Here is an 18390-nt window from a genome sequence, read left to right on the forward strand (position 1 = left end):
TTGCACCAGTGAAACTGTATATCTCATAAATGGATACTAATCGAAACAGTCGGCCAGTGTTAGCCTGCCTCTCTTAAGTTCAGGAATCCCCCACATGAGTCAACACAAGAAGATCCCCCTGCTGGCAGCCATGATCCTGGCCCTGCTCGGTCTGCTGTTTGCCGGTTACTGGTATCTGCACGGCCGCTATTTCGAGAGCACCGACAACGCCTACCTGCAGAGCGAGGTCACCGGCATCGGTTCCAAGCTGTCCGGCTACATCAGCGAAGTGCTGGTGACCGACAACCAGCCGGTCAAGGCCGGCCAGCTCATCGCCCGCCTCGACGACCGGGAGTACAAGACCAAGGTGGCCGAGGCCGAAGCCGACCTGCGCCTCAATCAGGCGACGGCGGAGAATCTCGCCGCCACCCGCACCCAGCAGCTGAGCCTCATTCGCCAGGCCGAAGCCAAAGTCAGCTCGGCCAATGCCGAACAGGTTCGGGCCCAGCAACAGGTGCGCCGCGTCAGCCAGCTCAACCAGCGCCACTACAGCTCCCAGGACAGCCTGGACGAGGTACGGGCCGGTCTGCAGGTCAATCAGGCCCAGGAGCAGGAGGCCAAAGCGGCCCTGCAGGCCGCCCGCGAGCGGCTGCTGGTGCTGGATGCCGAGGCCAAGCAGAACCAGGCCAAGCTGGCATTGAGCGCCGCCCAACTGGAGCAGGCCAAGCTGGAGCTGGCCTATACCGAGCTGCGGGCTCCGGCCGACGGCATCATCGGCAAGCGCAGTCTGCGGGCGGGGCTCTACGTCCAGTCCGGCATGCAGGTGGCCAGCCTGGTGCCGCTGCAGCAGGTGTGGGTCGAAGCCAACTTCAAGGAGACCCAGCTGCTCCACATGCAGCCCGGCCAGAAGGTGGAGGTGATCCTGGATGCCTATCCGGATCAGCCGGTCGAGGGGATCATCGACAGCCTGGCCCCCGCCACCGGCGCCAAGTTCGCCCTGCTGCCACCGGAGAACGCCACCGGCAACTTCACCAAGATCGTGCAACGGGTGCCGGTCAAGATCCGCATCCCGGAGCCGGGGCCGCTGGCGGGCAAGCTGTTGCCGGGCCTCTCCACCGAGGTGATCGTCGACACCCGCAGTCCTGATCCCGTGGTTGCGGCCCACTGATGGAACCCATCCCGCGTCGCAACTGGATCGCGGTCATGGGGGGCCTCATCGGCGCCTTCATGGCCATCCTCGACATCCAGATCACCAACGCCTCCCTGAAGGACATTCAGGGGGCCCTGTCGGCCACCTTGAGCGAAAGCTCCTGGATCTCCACCTCCTATCTGGTGGCGGAGATGATCGCCATCCCGCTGAGCGGCTGGCTGAGCCGGGGGCTGAGCGTGCGGCGCTACCTGCTGTGGACCACCGGCGCCTTCATCGTCGCCTCCGTGCTCTGCTCATTCAGCTGGAACCTCACCAGCATGATCGTCTTTCGGGCGCTGCAGGGCTTCACCGGCGGGGCCCTGATCCCGATGGCCTTCTCCCTCATCGTCAGCCTGCTGCCGTTGCACAAACGGGCCACCGGCATGGCGTTGTTCGGCCTGTGCGCCACCTTCGCCCCCGCCATCGGGCCGACCCTGGGCGGCTGGCTGACCGAGCAGATGTCCTGGCACTACATCTTCTACATGAACGTACCGCCGGGACTACTGGTGATGGCCATGCTGGCCCACGGGCTCGACAAGAAGCCGGTGGACTGGGAGGTGATCAAGCGGGTGGATCTCATCGGCATCGTCACCATGGCGGTGGGACTGGGCCTGCTGGAAGTGGTGCTGGAAGAGGGCAACCGGGAGGACTGGTTCGGTTCCAGCTTCATCGTGCGGCTCACCGTCATCTCGGTGGTGGCGCTGGTGTTTTTCGTCATCAGCCAGCTGCTGCGGCGCCACCCGCTGGTCAACCTGCGGCTGCTGCACAACCCGCGCTTCGCGCTGGCCTGCTTCGCCTATCTGGTGCTCGGCATGGCGCTGATGGGTTCCATCTATGTGCTGCCGCTCTACATGACCCAGATCCACAACTACAACGCGCTGGAAATCGGTGAGGTGCTGATGTGGATGGGGCTGCCACAGTTGCTGGTACTGCCGCTGGTGCCCAGACTGACCCACAAGATAGATCCGCGCTATCTGGTGAGCTTCGGCTTTCTGGTGTTCGCCGTCAGCTGCTTCATGAACATGAACATGAGCGCGGATTACGCCGGGCCCCAGCTGATCCAGTCGCTCATCGTGCGGGCGCTGGGCCAGCCCTTCATCATGGTGCCGCTCTCCCTGGTGGCGACCGCCAGCCTGACCCACGACGAGATCCCCTCCTCCTCGACCCTGCTCAACGTGCTGCGCAACCTGGGCGGTGCCTTCGGCATCGCCATCATCGCCACCCTGATCGACAACGACACCCGCATCCATGTCAGCCAGATCAGCAGCACCCTGGCCGCCAGCAGCATAGAGGGACAGAGCTACCTGCTGCAGCTGGCCCAGACCATGATGGCGCAGGGCTCCGGTCCCGAGCTGGCCCGCCAGCAGGCCCAGGCCATGCTGTCGAACACCATCAGCCGGGAGGCGGCCATCATGGCCTACAACCAGGTGTTCTTCGTAATGGGCATCTTCCTGCTGCTCGCCAGCGGCCTGATGCTGCTGCTCAAGCAGCCCGCCCCCAGGGCAGCCGATGCCGAACCACTCGAGGCGTGAAAAACGGTGGGAATGGCATAGCAAAACGGGCCTGATGGCCCGTTTTTTTGTCTGCGCACTCCCCTTGGCGAGGAGACAACTCAGCCACAGTCACCCCGCCAGCGAGGCGGCAATCAGAAACTGGGCAGCGAAGTAGCTGGTCATCACCCAGGCGGTGGCATGGGGGAAGGGGCGGCGGAAGCGGTCCAGCGCCAGCATGCTGTCGGAGAAGAGGAACATCAGCGCACCCACCAGGGCGGCGGCACTGCCGGCGGTGAGGGAGGCATGCCAGGCGCCGGCGGCAACCCAGGCCATGCCGATGATCACCAGCATGTAGCAGAACACGGGCACCTTCATCTCCCCGAGCTTGCCCCACAGCAGGCCGAACACCATGCCGGCCACCAGCAGCAACAGCAGACCATCCACCAGATTCAGCACCAGCGGCCCCTGGGCGAAGCCGACGATGTAACAGAGGTGCGCGACAAAAAACGCAGCCAGCCCCTGGATGAAGCGGTCGCTCGGCAACATCAGCAGCACGTCGCCGGCCAGCGACAGGCAGAGACCGAGCAGGATCCAGGCGTGGGAACCGTCGTGGTCATAGCTCTGATAGCCGAAGGCCAGCGCTATGATGAGCAGCATGGTCAACGGCTTGCTGATGTAGAACTGACGGGAGTCTGAGCCATAGGCCGCACGAATGTGCCACCAGCCCGATGCGATGATCAAGAAACTCAATAACATGCCCTGCTCCTCACGTGTTGCTCGCAGTCATACGGCAACATCTTCTTGCTGACAAGCAGAGTAACAAATTCCCCCGCCCAGTGGCAGAGGCGCTCAGCAAACGAGCAGTCTACGCCTAAAGTCTAATTGTCCCGCCCACCCTGTTCGGGCATAAGGGACGGGTCCGGAGGATCACCATGGAAGACGCAATGAAAAACTATCTGCCCGCTATCGATATCATGATGTGCCACCTTGGCATCAGCTTCGAGCAAGCCTGTGAACAGCTGGGCCTGAGCCAGGTGGAACAACAGACCCTGAGCCTGCTGCAGGAGCAGGATCCGCAGGAATAATCCCTCCCGGTGATGGATATCATGGTGTGCCACCTAGGCATCAGCGTCGAGCAAGCCTGCGAGCAGCTTGGCCTGAGCCAGGTGGGACAACAGACCCTGAACCTGCTGCAGGAACAGGATCCGCAAGAATAAACCCCCAGCGGGGAGCATGAAAACGGCGCCATGATGGCGCCGTTTTTATTGACCCTGGTTATGCTCGCACCACCCGGCGCCGTTGCAGCCAGACGATCAGTGCAAACAGCAGGAAGCCGGGCAGCCACATCAGCTCCTTGCGCCAGCGTTCGGTGGGGGCCTTGACCACCAGGATCTCCTGGTCAAACTCCATGCCGGCGGCCGCCGCCGGACTACCGAAGGTGACGCTGTCGATCAGGGTCTTGCCATCCTGCTCATAGAGCGCGAGCCCCAGGCTGGCGAGGCGGGCTTCCCCGTCCTCCCCTGCCGGCACCGCCAGCAGCACGGTCGACTGACGCAGCTTGCCCACCGCATCCTCACCCTGGATCCGCAGCCGCAGGGTGCTCTCCGCCTCCACCTCGCCCAGGGTCTGGGCCAGTTGGGCCGGCGGCGTCTCGCGATAGGGATCGTGCACCATGTCCATCCAGAAACCGGGGCGGAACAGGGTGAAGGCCACCAGCAACAGCAGCACGCTCTCGTACCAGCGACTCTTCACCAGGAAATGACCCTGGGTGGCGGCGGCGAAGATCAGCATGGCAACGGTGGCCACCATGAAGATCAGCACCCCGTGGGCAAAGTCCACGTCGATCAGCAGCAGGTCGGTGTTGAAGATGAACAGGAACGGCAGCGCCGCGGTGCGCAGGCTGTAGTAGAAGGCAGTGATGCCGGTCTTGATGGGATCGCCCTTGGAGACGGCCGCCGCCGCGAACGAGGCGAGCCCCACCGGCGGCGTCACGTCGGCCATGATGCCGAAGTAGAACACGAACAGATGCACCGCGATGAGCGGCACGATCAGTCCGTTCTGCTGCCCGAGCGTCACCACCACCGGCGCCAGCAGGCTGGAGACCACTATGTAGTTGGCGGTGGTGGGCAGCCCCATGCCGAGGATCAGACTCAGCAGGGCGGTCAGCAGCAACATCAGCAGCAGGTTGCCCATGGAGAGCATCTCCACCAGATCCGCCAGCACCAGGCCCACCCCGGTCTGGGAGACGGCACCGACGATGATCCCCGCCGTAGCGGTGGCGATGCCGATGCCGATCATGTTGCGGGCGCCGGCCACCAGCCCCTCTCGCAGATCGATCAAGCCGTCCTGCAGGGAGCCGTAATCGTGCCGGCCATCGCTGCGCAGCCAGTTGAGCAGCGGCCGCTGTGTCAGCAGTATGATCACCAGCATGACGGTGCCCCAGAAGGCCGACAGCCCGGGCGAGAGCCGCTCCACCATCAGGCACCACACCAGTACCACCACCGGCAGCAGGAAGTGCAGGCCGGAGAGCAGTACGGTACGGGTGTTGGGCAGTTCGGTCAGCGGCTTGTCCGGATCTTCCGCCGCCAGTGGCTCATTGCTGGCGGCAATCTTCAACAGCCCCAGATAGGTGGCGGCCAGCAGCAGGGCGATGCCGGGCAGGGCATAGTCGCCCAGCGCCGGCTTGAGCCAGCCCAGGCCGTAGTAGACCGCCATCGACAGCCCGCTGATCAGGGCGGCGCCAAAGGCAAAGCCGGTCAACCGGCGCAGCCAGGGCTTGGGCTGATGGTCGCCGATGGGCTGCATGCCGAGCTTGAGCGCCTCCAGATGGACGATGTAGAGCAGCGCTATGTAGGAGATGGTTGCCGGCAGGAAGGCGTGCTTGATGATCTCTACGTAGGGAATGCCCACGTACTCCACCATCAGGAAAGCCGCGGCCCCCATCACCGGCGGCATGATCTGGCCGTTGACCGAGGAGGCCACTTCCACCGCCCCCGCCTTCTCGGCGCTGAACCCCACCTTCTTCATCATGGGAATGGTAAAGGTGCCAGTGGTCACCACGTTGGCGATGGAGGAACCGGAGATGAGGCCGGTCAGGCCAGAGGCCACCACAGCCGCCTTGGCCGGGCCACCGCGCAGGTGGCCAAGCAGGCTGAAGGCCAACTGGATGAAGTAGTGGCCTGCACCGGCCCGCTCCAGCAGGGCACCGAACAGCACGAACAGGAACACGAAGCTGGTGGAGACGCCGAGGGCGATACCGAACACCCCCTCGGTGGTGATCCACTGGTGGTTGGCCAGCGCGGTGAAGCTCACCCCGCGGTGGGCCAGCAGGCCCGGCATCCAGGGCCCCGCCAGGCTGTAGGCGAGAAACACCAGAGCGATCACCGCCAGGGCCGGCCCCAGCGCACGGCGGGCCGCTTCCAGCAGCAGCGGGATGCCGATGCAGGCGGTCACCAGATCGGCGGTGGTGAGGTTGCCCGGCCGCTGGGCCAGCGCCTCGTACATCACGAACAGATAGGAAGCGGCGCCGGCGGCCACCAGCCCGAGCGCCAGATCGCCGAGCGGCACCCGGTCGCGCGGCGAGCGGCGAAAGGCCGGGAACACCAGATAGGCCAGCAGCAGGGCGAAGGTGAGGTGAATGGCACGGGTCTCGGTGTCATTGAGCACGCCGAAGCCCAGCATGAAGGGCAGGGGCGAGGCGATCCAGAGCTGGAACAGCGACCAGGCGAGCGCCAGGGTGGTGATGCACCCACCCATGATGCCGAGCGGCAGACGCGCCCCCACATCCTGGGCGATCAGTTCCTCGGTAGAGAGTTGTTTATCTTGCATAGGGGTTAACTTGTGCCAACGAGTACAACGACACGACACCCGCTACCACGGGCTGCGGCAGACGGGTGTCGAAGAGAGTGACAGCGGCCCTTGGGCCCGCTATCAGAGCCAGCCGCGCTCTTTGTAGTAGCGGGCAGCCCCTTCATGCAGCGGGGCGGAGAGACCCACCTTGATCATGTCGGCCTCTTTGAGGTCGGCGAAGGCCGGATGCAGGCGCTTGAAACGATCCAGGTTGTCGAACACGGATTTGACCAGCTGATAGACCACTTCCGGATCGGCCTTGGCACTGGTGGAGAGCACTGCCTTGCCGCCGATGGACGGGGTCGGCTGGTCGCTGCCCTTGTAGATGCCGCCCGGGATCTCGGCCTTGCTGTAGTAGCTCTTCTCGGCCAGCAACTTGTCGATGTCGGCACCGGTGACCGGGACCAGCACGGCGTCGGTGGTGGTGGAGGCTTCCTGGATGGCTCCGTTGGGATGACCGACGAAGTAGCTCATGGCGTCGATGTTGTTGTCACCCAATGCTGAGGCCTGCTCGGCCGGCTTGAGCTCGGAGACCAGGCCGAAGTCGCCCTTCTTCCAGCCCTTAACCGCCATGATCTCTTCAAAGGTATCGCGCTGGCCGGAGCCAGGGTTACCGATGTTGACCCGCTTGCCCTTGAGATCGTCGAAGCCGGCGATCTTGGCGTCCTTGCGGGCCAGGATGGTGAACACTTCGCTCTGCAGGGAGAAGACAGCGCGCATGTCGTCCATGGCCCCCTCGGCCTGGAATGGCGGCAGCCCCTTCATCGCCTTGTACTGATGGTCGGACTGCATGATGCCGAAGTTGAATTCACCGCTGCGGATGCCGTTGACGTTGGCCACCCCGCCACCACTGGCCGGGGCGTTGCACTTGATCTGGTGATCGGCGGCGCCGCGATTGAGGAAGCGGCAGATGGACTGGCCCGCCACGTAGTAGACACCGGTCTGACCGCCGGTGCCTATGGTCACGAAGCGCTCCTGCGCCTGCACCGGGCCACCGAACGAGACGCCGGCCAGCACAGCCGACAGGGCACACGCCAGGGATAATCCTTTCATGTTGTTCATCCTTTTTGATTGATTCAGCTCGCCCGTTCCACGGGCGAATGCCGGACAAACCACCGTTCTGCGTCGGCGGTTGCCCATGACCTCGATATGAGGAAGCGGGTGAACGGCGAACGTTCCCCAAAAAGCCACCAGCATCCTGTGGTGAGACAGTCGGCGTCATGCCAACCGAAGATAATTGGCCCCGAGGGGGCCAATTAAAGAGTCATAACGGCTTCGATTAAGCACACGGCGCCAACATAAATCAAACAAAAACACAAAATGATGGATATGGATGACGAGAAATTTGAAGCCGATCATTAATTTGCTGATCAGGGATTAATTGAATGTGCTACCCGTCGGCAGACAGAGTGGGAGGAGGGAGATTCTTTTGCAGCCCTTGACTGGCAAGGGCTGCAACTGTGGTGACTTATGCTTGTGGCTTGGCCAGATCCAGAATAAACGCGAACTCCAGTGCGATATCCTCGTAGGCCTTGAAGCGACCCGACTTGCCGCCGTGGCCGGCGTCCATGTCGGTGCTCAGCAACAACTTGTTATCATCCGTCTTCAGCTCGCGCAGCTTGGCCACCCACTTGGCCGGCTCCCAGTACTGCACCTGGGAGTCGTGCAGCCCGGTGGTCACCAGCAGGTTGGGATAGGCCTGCGCCTTGACCTGATCGTAGGGGCTGTAGGCCTTCATGTAGTCGTAGTAGCGCTTCTGGTTCGGGTTGCCCCACTCGTCATACTCCCCGGTGGTGAGGGGAATGGACTCGTCCAGCATGGTGGTGACCACGTCGACGAACGGCACCTGGGCCACCACGCCGCGATAGAGCTGGGGCGCCTGATTGATGATGGCCCCCATCAGCAGGCCACCGGCGCTGCCGCCCATGGCGTAGACCTGATCCCTGGCGCCGTAGCCCTGCGCCACCAGCGCCTCGGTCACATCGATGAAGTCGTTGAAGGTATTCTGCTTTTTCAGCAGCTTGCCATCTTCATACCAGTGGCGCCCCAACTCCTCGCCGCCGCGGATGTGAGCGATGGCGTAGACGAAGCCGCGGTCCAGCAGGCTCAGCCGGGCGCTGCTGAAATCCGGGTCCATGCTGGCACCGTAGGAGCCGTAGCCGTAGACCAGCAGCGGATTGGTGTGCGCACCCGCCCCCTCTTGCTTGAACTTGTCCTTGCGATAGACCAGCGACACCGGCACGGCCACACCGTCACGGGCGGTGATCCAGAGCCGCTCGCTGGCATATTGATCGGCCTTGAAGCCCGCCACCGGCTGCTGCTTGAGCAGGGTGCGCTTGCCGCTGTCCAGGTCGAGCTCGTAGGTGGACGAGGGGGTGGTCATGGAGGAGTAACCATAGCGCAGCGCGCTGGTATCCGGCTCCGGGTTGTAGGCGAGCCAGGTGACATAGGCCGGATCGTCGAAGGCGATCTCTTTCTGCTCGCCGCTCTGCCAGTTGACCTGACGCAGCCGGGTCAACCCCTGACTGCGCTCCTCCAGCACCAGCCACTCCTTGAACAGGGCATAGCTCTCCAGCAGCACGTCCGGATTGGGGGCGATCACCGCCTTCCAGCGATCCACCGGGCTCTCCTTGGTCTCGTAGAGGCCGAAGTTCTTGCCGTCCTTGTTGGAGCGCACATAGAAGCGGCCGCGGTAGTGATCCAGGCTGTATTCGTGATCCACCTGGCGCGGCAGGAACAGCCGCGGCGCCTGGGTCGGCACGTTGGCATCGATGAGACGCGCCTCGCCTGAGGTGGTGCTGGAGAGGGCGATGACGATGAAATCTTCCGAGGTGGTGGCGTAGAGGCTCACATAGAAGGAGTCGTCCTTCTCCTCATAGACCAGCTGATCCTTGGCTGGATCCGTGCCCAGCTCGTGGCGATAGACCTGGTAGGGCAGCAGCGTCTTGGGGTGCTTGCGCACGTAGAACACCGTCTTGCTGTCGTTGGCCCAGACCAGATTGCCGGAGGTGTTCTCCAGCGTGTCGGTGGCCCACTTGCCGCTCTCCAGATCGAGGAACTGGATCTGGTACTGACGGCGGGAGAGGAAATCTTCCGCCACCGCCAGCCAACGATTGTTGCGGCTCACCTCGAGCGCCCCCAGGGCGTAGAACTCGTGGCCTTCGGCGCGCTGGTTGCCGTCCAGCAGCAGGCTTGCAGCCTCTTCACCCAGCTTGCTGCGCGAATAGATGGCGTACTCCTTGCCCGGCTCGTAGCGGGTCTGGTAGCGATAGCCGTTTTTCACGTAGGGCACCGACTCGTCCTGCTGCGGAATGCGGGCGACCATCTCCTGATAGAGCTGGTCGCGCAGCGGCTTGATCGGTTTGAGCATGGCGTCGGTGTAGGCGTTTTCAGCCTCGAGGTAGGCCAGCACCTCGGGTTTCTGGCGCTCGTCATCGCGCAGCCAGTAGTAGTTGTCGACCCGGGTATCCCCGTGTTTCTTGATGGCGTGAGGGTGTTTGGCGGCCACGGGAGGCTGGATCAGGGTGTCGCTTGTGGGCATGGCGGACTCATCATTGGCATATGAACAGGGAACGGCGGCCAGACAAGCCAGCAGCAGAAGCCCTCGGGAAAAGGTGAACATGTCGCATCCTTTGCGCTGTAAAAGGGTTGGCGGACCTGAGCCTTGGCTCCTTGGACAGGGGATCAATCTGCCCCTTGTCGCCTTCAGTTGCAAGTTCTCCCGCGCCCTGATGTAAAAGGGCCGCCATCTCGCGATGGCGGCCCCCATACCTGACCGTGAGCGACACGGGCTCGCTCAGGTGTGCCTCACATGATGGAAGTGTGTCTGCTCACGGCCAGTTTTCATCAGCCGGGGTAGCTCGACCAGACCTTGGTCGCGCCCTCGTTGCTGATGCTCAGCACCTGATAGGGCTGACCCGGAATATCCATGCCTGGCGCACTCTGGGGCATGCCCGGAATGGTCAGGCCGCGGATCGCCGGTTTTTCCTTGAGCAGCTTCTGCACGTCGGCGGCGGGTACATGCCCCTCCACCACATAGCCGTTCACCACTCCGGTGTGGCAGGAAGCCAGCTGCGGAGTGATGCCGTACTGCTGCTTGACCGGTTCAAGCTGCTCGGTTTCGACGACCTTGACCTCAAAGCCGTTCTCTTCCATGTGCTTGATCCAGGTCTTGCAGCAGCCGCAATACTGGGACTTGTAGACGGTCATCTGCTCGGTTGCCAGAGCAGAAAAACTGACGGTACCGGCCAGCACGGCCAATAACAGGGACTTGTACATAACTCACCTCGGATAAGAAGAAATGCCCAAAAAAACAGGGTGACTCGACTCAACCGAGATGACGGGGCGGACGCTCCAGCCGGTCGGTCGGAACATCCGGCATGAACTGGGAGGGGGAGATGAAATCCGGGGTATCGGGTTCCAGCATGGCAACCGTCAGGCTGTCGCCGGTGACCACCGTCATGGCGAGCGCCGAGGTGAAGCTGCCACAGGGCATGGCCTTCTCCAGGGTGCGTTCGCTCTGGCTGCAATGAGGCGTCAGGGTACAGAGATCGGTCGCCGCCCGGCTGCCAAACGACATCAGCACCATCAGCAGACTCCACAGGGGGAGCCAGCGGCGAGCGCGAGCGAGTTGGCGACGGGTCAGAACCATGAGACGACTCATTGACGAAAGGTGGCCTATGGTAACCCTTGGCCCAGGGGGAGGGTCAAGCCCTCCCCCTCTTCCAGTCAGCCGCCATCAAGGTTGCTGACGGGTCGCCGCCAGCACGATCTCGCGCACGCAGACGTTGGCCGGCTGGCTCCATGCATAGAGCACGGCGTCGGCGATTACCTCAGGCGCAATGACGCCGCCCATCTGATCCTTCCAGTCGTGGTAGCCGGCCTTGATGCTCTCGTCCGTGGTGTGGCTGAGCAGCTCGGTCTCCACCGCGCCCGGGGCTATGGTCACCATCCGCACGCCGACGTCGGCCACCTCTTCCCGGATGTTCTCGGTCAGGGCGTGCACCGCGAACTTGGTGGCACAGTAGGCGGCATGGTTCGGGAAGGTCTTGCGACCGGCGATGGAGCTGATGTTGATGATGGTGCCGCTGCGACGGGCCTTCATGCCGGCCAGCACAGCGTGAACACCGTTCAACACCCCCATCACGTTGATGTTGAGCATCTGCTGCCACTCGGCCGGGTCCTGCACATCGGCTTGTCCCAGCAGCATGACGCCGGCGTTGTTGACCAGACAGCCGACCGGACCGAATTGCGCCTCGGCCTGCTGGATGGCGGCCTTCATGGCGGCGGTGTCGGTCACATCAACCCCGATGCAGAGGGTATCGGGCAGCGCCAGCGCCTGCATGGGCTCGACCCGGCGGGCCAGCAGCAGCAGCGGATGGCCGGCGGCGGAGAAGGCGCGGGCAATGGCGGCACCGATCCCGGCGGAGGCACCGGTGATCACGACGAGAGGCTTGGACATGATGTTTTCCTTCTGATTCAAGAGTCGGTTTGAGCAAACAAGCGGCTGGCCAGCACGGAACGGGATCACTATAGTCACTGCATCCATCAGTGATAAATATTGTTTTCCGCTGGTTATCATCTGAAAAAACTATGGTTGGGCTTATGCTGGATCTGAGACTGCTGCGCTTCTTCATCGCCATCTATGAAGAGAAGAACATCACGGCGGCGGCCGAACGCTGCCACGTCAGCCAGCCCTCCCTCTCGGCGGGGCTGCGTCAGCTGGAAGAGACCCTGGGTGACAGCCTGTTCATCCGGGGCAAGAAGGGGGTGGCGGCCAGGGATCAGGCCCATTACCTCTATCCCCACGCGGTCAAGCTGGTGGAAGAGGCGCGCCGGCTACCGGCGCTGTTTCGCCAGAAGGCGACGCGTGCGCGGCTCAACCTGGCCATCATGCCGGACCTGAGCCGGCGGCGGGTGGCGGAATTGCTGCAGCAGGTGCAGGCTGTGCTGCCCGAGCTGGATCTCACCCTCTCCGATTACGGGACGCCTGCCGACTGTCGGCTGACCCTGGATGCCCTGCGCCGGGAGGACGAGATCTTCCTGCCGCTGTGGGAGGAGGATTATGTCTTGTGCGTGCGCCGCGACCATCCCCTCGCCAGCCGCCAGCAACTCGAGTTGGCCGAGCTGCAACATTATGATTTTATTGAGTGCCCCCCCTGCGAAGCCCATCAGCAGACCATAGGCCTGCTGGCTTGTGACCGACTCACCCTCAATCTGGTGGCCAAGGCCGAGAGCAAGGGGCTGGTGATGGCGCTGGTGCTGGCCGGGGTCGGCATCAGCTTTCTACCGGACGGGCTGGTGGAGGACGAAGCGAGTCTGTGTACCGTGCCGGTGCGCGGACCACGGATGTTCCGGCGCATCGGCCTCTGCTATCCCGCCCACCAGACCCTCAATCCGGCGCTGCGCGAGCTTATCCCGGAACTGGCGAGCCATGGCGCTTCTTGATAACGTCGCTACTCAATGCATCTTTTTTTCGCCGGTCGCTTGCACCGGTATTTGGCCCCTCTTCAGATCAGGAACCCATGAAACGCATTCTGGTTATCTTTTCACACCCGGCGCTGCAGAGCTCCCGGGCCAACAAGCAGCTGCTGCAGGCCATCGACGGCCTGGAGGGCGTCACCCTGCACGACCTCTACCAGCACTACCCCAACATGTTCATCAACGTGAAGCGGGAGCAGGCCCTGCTGTCTGAACACGACATCATCGTGTTCCAGCACCCCTTTTACTGGTACTCCTGCCCTGCCATCATGAAGGAGTGGATGGATCTGGTACTGGAGTATGGCTACGCCTACGGCCCGGAAGCCCACGCCCTCAACGGCAAGCAGTGGCTGTCGGCCATCACCACCGGTGGCGCCCCCGAGTCTTATTGCAGTGAAGGCTACAACCAGCGCCCGCTGCTGGACTTTCTGCTGCCGTTCCGGCAGACGGCCCAGCTGTGCGGCATGAGCTGGTTGCCGCCATTCGTGCTGCACTCCTTTCACAAGATCCGGGATCAGGAGGCGCTGCGCCGCTGCGGCCAGGATTATCGCCAGCTGCTGTGTGCCCTGCGCGACGAACAGCTGACCCCGGCCCAGCTTGCCGGCAGCCCCTATCTGCGCGATCTGCTGGAGGTACTCTCATGACCCGCTCTCGATCCGGGCGACGGCCCGGCCTGCCGACATCGGCCTCCACCACAGTTCGGAGGATCCGCTGATGGGACATGGTTTGCTGTTCGATGCCTTCATCTACCTCTCCGCCGCGGTGATCGCGGTGCCGCTGGCCAAACGCTGGGGGCTGGGATCCGTGCTCGGTTACCTGCTGGCGGGCATCATCATAGGTCCCTTCCTGCTGGGGCTGGTGGGTGAACAAAAGGATGTGATGCACTTCGCCGAGTTCGGGGTCGTGCTGATGCTGTTTCTGGTCGGGCTGGAGCTCAGACCGGCACTGTTGTGGCAGTTGAAGGGGCCCATTCTCGGCACCGGCGGGCTGCAGGTGTTGCTCACCACGGCCGCCCTGACCGGCGTGGCACACCTCATCGGCCTGCCGTGGCAGCAGGGGCTGGCCATCGGCCTCATCCTGGCGCTCTCCTCCACCGCCATCGTGCTGCAGAGTCTACAGGAGCGCAAACTGATGCAGAGCGAGAGCGGCCGCTCCGCCTTTGCCGTGCTGCTGTTCCAGGACATCGCCGTCATTCCCATCCTGGCGATCCTGCCGCTGCTGGCCATCGCGCCGGTGGCCAGCAGCAGCTCGGAGCTGGCCGGCTGGCAACACGGCCTGCTGGTGGTGGCTGCCATCTCCGGCATAGTGCTGGGTGGTCATTACCTGATGCGACCGGTGTTCCGCGCCATCGCCCAGTCCCACATGCGGGAGATCTTCGTCGCCGCCGCCCTGCTGCTGGTGATCGCCATCGCCGTGCTGATGGAGTCGGTCGGCCTCTCCCCCGCCCTTGGCTCCTTCCTCGCCGGCGTGGTGCTGGCGGACAGCGAATATCGCCACGAGCTGGAGGCAGACATAGAACCGTTCAAGGGGCTGCTGCTCGGCCTCTTCTTCATGTCGGTGGGCGCCGGCATCAACTTCGGGCTGTTTGCCGAGCACCCGCTGCTGATCCCGGCCCTGGTGGTCGGCCTGATGGTGCTCAAGTGGCTGGTGCTGATGGCGCTCGGCTTTGCCATTCGCATCTCGCCGAGTCAGCGCTGGACCTTCGGGCTGGCGCTGGCCCAGGGCGGGGAGTTTGCCTTCGTGCTGTTCTCGTTCGCCGCCCAGAACAAGGTGCTGCCGGGGGATACCATCGCCCTGCTGACCCTGGTGGTGGCACTCTCCATGGCGCTGACGCCGCTGCTGCTGATCCTCAACGATCGGGTGATCCAGCCCTGGTTCGACTATCGCAACCAGAGTGAATTGCCGCAGCACGAGCAGCCGGAGCTGGTGGAGCACCCGGTCATCATCGCCGGCTTCGGCCGTTTCGGTCAGATCGTGGGGCGTCTGCTGCACGGCCACGGCATCGGCACCACCATACTCGAGCAGGATGCCAGCCAGATCGAGATGCTGCGCAAGTATGGTTATCAGGTGTTCTATGGCGATGCCAGCCGGCTTGACCTGCTGCACGCCGCCGGCGCCCACAAGGCCAAGCTGCTGGTGCTCTCCATCAACGATCCGGCCACGTCACTCGAAGTGATTGAAATGGTGAAGAAACACTTCCCACACCTTAAGATACTGGCGCGAGCCCAGGATCGTCCCCACGCTCACGAGATCCTGCGCCAGGGCGTGGGCAGCGTATACCGGGAAACCCTGGGTTCTGCCGTGGATCTGGGGGTGGAAGCCCTGACCCAGCTCGGCTTTCGGGCCAACCAGGCATGGCGGGCCGGCCAGACCTTCAAGCAGCACGACAACTGGCTGCTGCGGGAACAGGTCAACTACCTGGACGACGAACACACCTATATCAACAAGAGCCTGCAATACCGGGACATCCTCTCCGATCTGCTGCAAGACGATCAGGAAGGACAGGAGAGCATTCACGCTCACAACTGGAACAGCGGTCTGCCCGACAACGACAAGGAAGCAATATGATTGCCTATTACCCCATGCTCAAACACCTGCACATGACGCTGGCGCTGGTCAGCGTGCTGCTGTTCCTCTATCGCTGGCTGCTGGCCCTGGGGGGCAGTGCCCGCCTGCAGCAGAAGTGGCTGAAGATCCTGCCCCATGTCAACGACACCTTCCTGTTGCTGTTCGGGGTGCTGCTGGCGGTGACCCTGCAAATGAGCCCGGGCCAACAACCCTGGCTGATGGCCAAGCTGATCGCACTGGTGGTTTACATCGGCCTCGGCGTCATGGCGCTCAAGCGCCCTGCGCGCAGCCAGAAGCTCGTGGCCGGCCTCGCGGCCCTGGCGGTATTTGGCTACATGGTGGGCGCCGCCATCACCAAATCCACCTTGTCCTGGCTGGCCTGATCCAGCCAAAAAATACCTGCCTGATGGAGGGGAGCCATCCCCTCCACATCATATTCTGCATTTCCCCGTCATTTCTGTTTTTTCCTCTCCCCCAAATCCGTAAGGCAGCACTTTCATTTGGTGAATTTTCATCATTTTTAAGCCTCGATTGCTGCCAAAAATGATAACAATTATGTTTTGGATCATGTGGTTAGCTTGGTTTGTATGAAAATGGCGACAGTTGTCGCAGCAAAACTTGCGACATAGACTGTCGCAAAGCATGGCTAGGATACACTCAACGCTAAACCAGTGAAGGCATGCACCATGAGTAAGAAGCTGTTACGACAACTGACCTTGGCGCGTTGCATCCCGCACCGCCCTTACAAGCTGACCGCCAGCCAACTCCAGGTAAAACTGGAAGAAGAAGGCATCCACGTCAGTCTGCGTACCGTGCAACGGGACCTGGAAGAGATGTCCGGCATGGGGTTGTTCGATCTCACCTCGGATGAACGCAGCAAACCACACGGCTGGTGCTTCGAGCGCCATGGCCTCAACGACTTTGCCAACATAATGCCGCTCTCCTTGGCAGTGGCGCTGAAAACCTGGAGCGATCAGGCCAGCCAGCTGTTGCCGGCCAGCGTACTGACCGAACTGAACCCCTTGGTCGACAAGGCCAGCCAGGTGATCCGCGATAGCCAGAGCGAACTGGCTGAACGCTGGCTCGAGAGCGTGCACCAGTCACCGCGCCCGTTTGTCGGCAACCCTGAAATCCGCCGCAGCACGCTGATCCGCGATGCATTGTGGCGCGGTCGCAAGTTCAGTGCCGAGATCCAGCGGGTCATCAAGGAGCGCACAGTATGGCTCTGCTACGACCGCATCAATCCGCTCGGCATCCTGAACCAGGCGGAAGGGCCGACCCTGCTCTGCACCCTGTCCGAGCTGGATCCCAAGGTCTACGGCATCCCGTTCGATCACATCAAGAACGTGGAGCTGACCAACTTCAGCGCGACCCAGCCGAAGGATTTCAACATCCAGAAACTGATCCGCGATCAGGGGTATCAGGATGTCAGCGGGCCGATCCGCTTCGTCGGTCGCATCGATGCCAACTGCCCGACCCTGGTCGACGGACAGATCCCCGGCCACAACCCGCGCATGACTCGCTACGACAAGCGCAGCGTGGTGGTGGAAACCGAGGTACAGGACACCCCCGAGTTCCGTACCTGGCTCAACAATATGAGCGGGAACCTAGAAGTGTTGGCGCCTGAATCCTTGCGCAAGGCGTATCCGACACCGGGTAGCCGCGTCAGCTGACCACCGCAGAAAAAGCCGGGCCAAGCCCGGCTTTTTGTATTCTTTTTGAGCATATTTATTCAACTAATTTTTAAGTCTTACCCACCGAATTGAGCCTGTTTGTACCATCGTTTTCGCCCCGTTTTTGCGTGTAAGAGATCCGCCATGGCAGCTGTAAGAGGCCACTGTGTCGAACCGTACGCGAAGCCATCTTTGAATCCACATGCTTTCCCATGAAACAAACTAATACCATGATTTATATAGCTTTATCTCTATAGCATTGGTCATTAATCCGTTATCGCCACGCCAATAACGTCGGAACCGCCCTTGTTCCGCCCCCTGGTTCCCTTAATATGGGTCTCACAAGGACGGAGCTGGTTCGGCAGGATGCGGAAACAGCGCATAAGCAGGGAATAAACCACAGGGCGTGGGCAGGGAACACTTCAGGATGAGGCCGGTAACCAGGACGGTTATCAAACGGATTGCAGGACACCACGGGACGTGGTTGCGGACACCTCGGGATGAGGCAGAGCAAACAGGATGATTGCTCTTCAGGAAGATTATGGACCTCGCAGGAAGCGAGCAGGACAGCTTCAGGATGAAGCGAGACAACCCGGATGGTTGTCTGTCAGGATGACGCAAGGAACACCACGGGATGTGGTAACGGACACCTCCAGGATGGAGAGAGTGCAGCAATCAGGAGCGATTGCCAGGCTAGGATGGCCACAGGACACCTCAACGGATTGGGAAGGGGATATTCCGAAGGATCAGGATAAAGTCAGGGATTGCAGGGAGCGTTGCAGTTCATGGACTGGACTAGATGACTTGAGGGGACGGCGGCCGCCGTCCCCTTTTCTTTATGTGCCTTTTGTACCAGAACGATCAATGACATGGGGCTCTACTCGCTGTCACAGCACATCCTGTGTGCTCTAGATCCCCCCTCAATCTGGGTGCCCATTGTCAGCCAGAATACCCCCTCTCTCACCTCCTACACTTCGTGAACGCTGCTCTGGGTTAGTTCTGCAGCGGGCAAGTCATGTGTACAGCTGGCTCAGCGCGCACAGCAACATTACAGCCCGCCAGAAACACAGGGTGGAATGGACCGGTAATCCCCCCGAAAAACCAGGGTGCTCATAAGTAGAATTTTCCCGTACCTTGAACGCAGGAGGTTCTACATGAA

General features: G+C 62.0%; 15 protein-coding genes. 8 read left to right on the plus strand and 7 right to left on the minus strand.

Annotated elements, in window-relative coordinates; all coding sequences use genetic code 11:
* Positions 1-94 precede the first annotated feature (94 nt).
* Positions 95-1147, plus strand: a complete 1053-nt coding sequence (locus tag PG899_RS12470; RefSeq protein WP_011704335.1) for an HlyD family secretion protein — start codon at positions 95-97, stop codon at positions 1145-1147.
* On the plus strand, positions 1147-2700 hold the full coding sequence (locus PG899_RS12475; protein ID WP_011704334.1) for a DHA2 family efflux MFS transporter permease subunit: 1554 nt from the start codon (positions 1147-1149) through the stop codon (positions 2698-2700). Before PG899_RS12470 ends, PG899_RS12475 begins: the two co-directional genes overlap by 1 nt.
* A 90-nt stretch (positions 2701-2790) precedes the next feature.
* On the opposite strand, the gene PG899_RS12480 is transcribed toward PG899_RS12475, so the two are convergent.
* Positions 2791-3417, minus strand: coding sequence for a lysoplasmalogenase (locus tag PG899_RS12480; RefSeq protein WP_011704333.1), 627 nt, complete (start codon positions 3415-3417; stop codon positions 2791-2793).
* Positions 3418-3605: 188 nt separating this feature from the next.
* Here PG899_RS12480 and PG899_RS12485 point away from each other — a divergent pair, with 188 nt between their 5' ends.
* Positions 3606-3746 (plus strand): hypothetical protein, encoded by a 141-nt coding sequence (locus PG899_RS12485; RefSeq protein ID WP_016349126.1) that lies wholly within the window; start codon positions 3606-3608, stop codon positions 3744-3746.
* A 190-nt stretch (positions 3747-3936) separates the two neighbouring features.
* Here the strand turns inward: PG899_RS12485 and PG899_RS12490 are convergent, their stop codons facing one another.
* The 6 genes from PG899_RS12490 to PG899_RS12515 form a co-directional block, all read right to left on the minus strand.
* A complete protein-coding gene (locus PG899_RS12490; protein WP_044798929.1) occupies positions 3937-6489 on the minus strand; it encodes a TRAP transporter permease in 2553 nt (850 codons plus the stop codon).
* A gap of 102 nt (positions 6490-6591) precedes the next feature.
* A complete protein-coding gene (locus tag PG899_RS12495) occupies positions 6592-7563 on the minus strand; it encodes a TAXI family TRAP transporter solute-binding subunit (protein WP_016349123.1) in 972 nt (323 codons plus the stop codon).
* Between the two features lie 415 nt (positions 7564-7978).
* Complete coding sequence (locus PG899_RS12500) at positions 7979-10132, minus strand: S9 family peptidase (protein ID WP_179101362.1); 2154 nt, start codon at positions 10130-10132, stop codon at positions 7979-7981.
* A 224-nt stretch (positions 10133-10356) separates the two neighbouring features.
* Positions 10357-10788, minus strand: coding sequence for a DUF411 domain-containing protein (locus tag PG899_RS12505; RefSeq protein ID WP_011704327.1), 432 nt, complete (start codon positions 10786-10788; stop codon positions 10357-10359).
* A gap of 49 nt (positions 10789-10837) precedes the next feature.
* Positions 10838-11161: a hypothetical protein gene (locus tag PG899_RS12510; RefSeq protein ID WP_042066817.1), complete on the minus strand. Its 324-nt coding sequence runs from the start codon at positions 11159-11161 to the stop codon at positions 10838-10840.
* 87 nt (positions 11162-11248) lie between these two features.
* Entirely contained in the window at positions 11249-11971 is a 723-nt protein-coding gene (locus tag PG899_RS12515) for an SDR family oxidoreductase (protein ID WP_029304386.1), read from the minus strand.
* A gap of 143 nt (positions 11972-12114) precedes the next feature.
* On the opposite strand from PG899_RS12515, the gene PG899_RS12520 reads away from it, so the two are divergent.
* The 5 genes from PG899_RS12520 (at position 12115) to PG899_RS12540 (ending at position 17231) form a co-directional block, all read left to right on the plus strand.
* Positions 12115-12957, plus strand: a complete 843-nt coding sequence (locus PG899_RS12520) for a LysR family transcriptional regulator (protein ID WP_179101363.1) — start codon at positions 12115-12117, stop codon at positions 12955-12957.
* 77 nt (positions 12958-13034) lie between these two features.
* A complete protein-coding gene (kefF, locus tag PG899_RS12525; protein WP_016349118.1) occupies positions 13035-13634 on the plus strand; it encodes a glutathione-regulated potassium-efflux system oxidoreductase KefF in 600 nt (199 codons plus the stop codon).
* Positions 13635-13704: 70 nt separating this feature from the next.
* The gene (locus PG899_RS12530; RefSeq protein WP_077095810.1) at positions 13705-15558 is read left to right on the plus strand and encodes a monovalent cation:proton antiporter-2 (CPA2) family protein; all 1854 of its coding nucleotides are present in this window, start codon (positions 13705-13707) and stop codon (positions 15556-15558) included.
* Positions 15555-15941: a SirB2 family protein gene (locus PG899_RS12535; RefSeq protein ID WP_077095811.1), complete on the plus strand. Its 387-nt coding sequence runs from the start codon at positions 15555-15557 to the stop codon at positions 15939-15941. The genes PG899_RS12530 and PG899_RS12535 overlap by 4 nt, the downstream gene beginning before the upstream one ends.
* A 303-nt stretch (positions 15942-16244) precedes the next feature.
* On the plus strand, positions 16245-17231 hold the full coding sequence (locus PG899_RS12540) for a helix-turn-helix transcriptional regulator (RefSeq protein WP_179101364.1): 987 nt from the start codon (positions 16245-16247) through the stop codon (positions 17229-17231).
* Positions 17232-18390 lie beyond the last annotated feature (1159 nt).

Origin of the sequence: Aeromonas sp. QDB39, from assembly GCF_027707585.1 — a bacterium.
Lineage (GTDB): Bacteria > Pseudomonadota > Gammaproteobacteria > Enterobacterales > Aeromonadaceae > Aeromonas > Aeromonas hydrophila.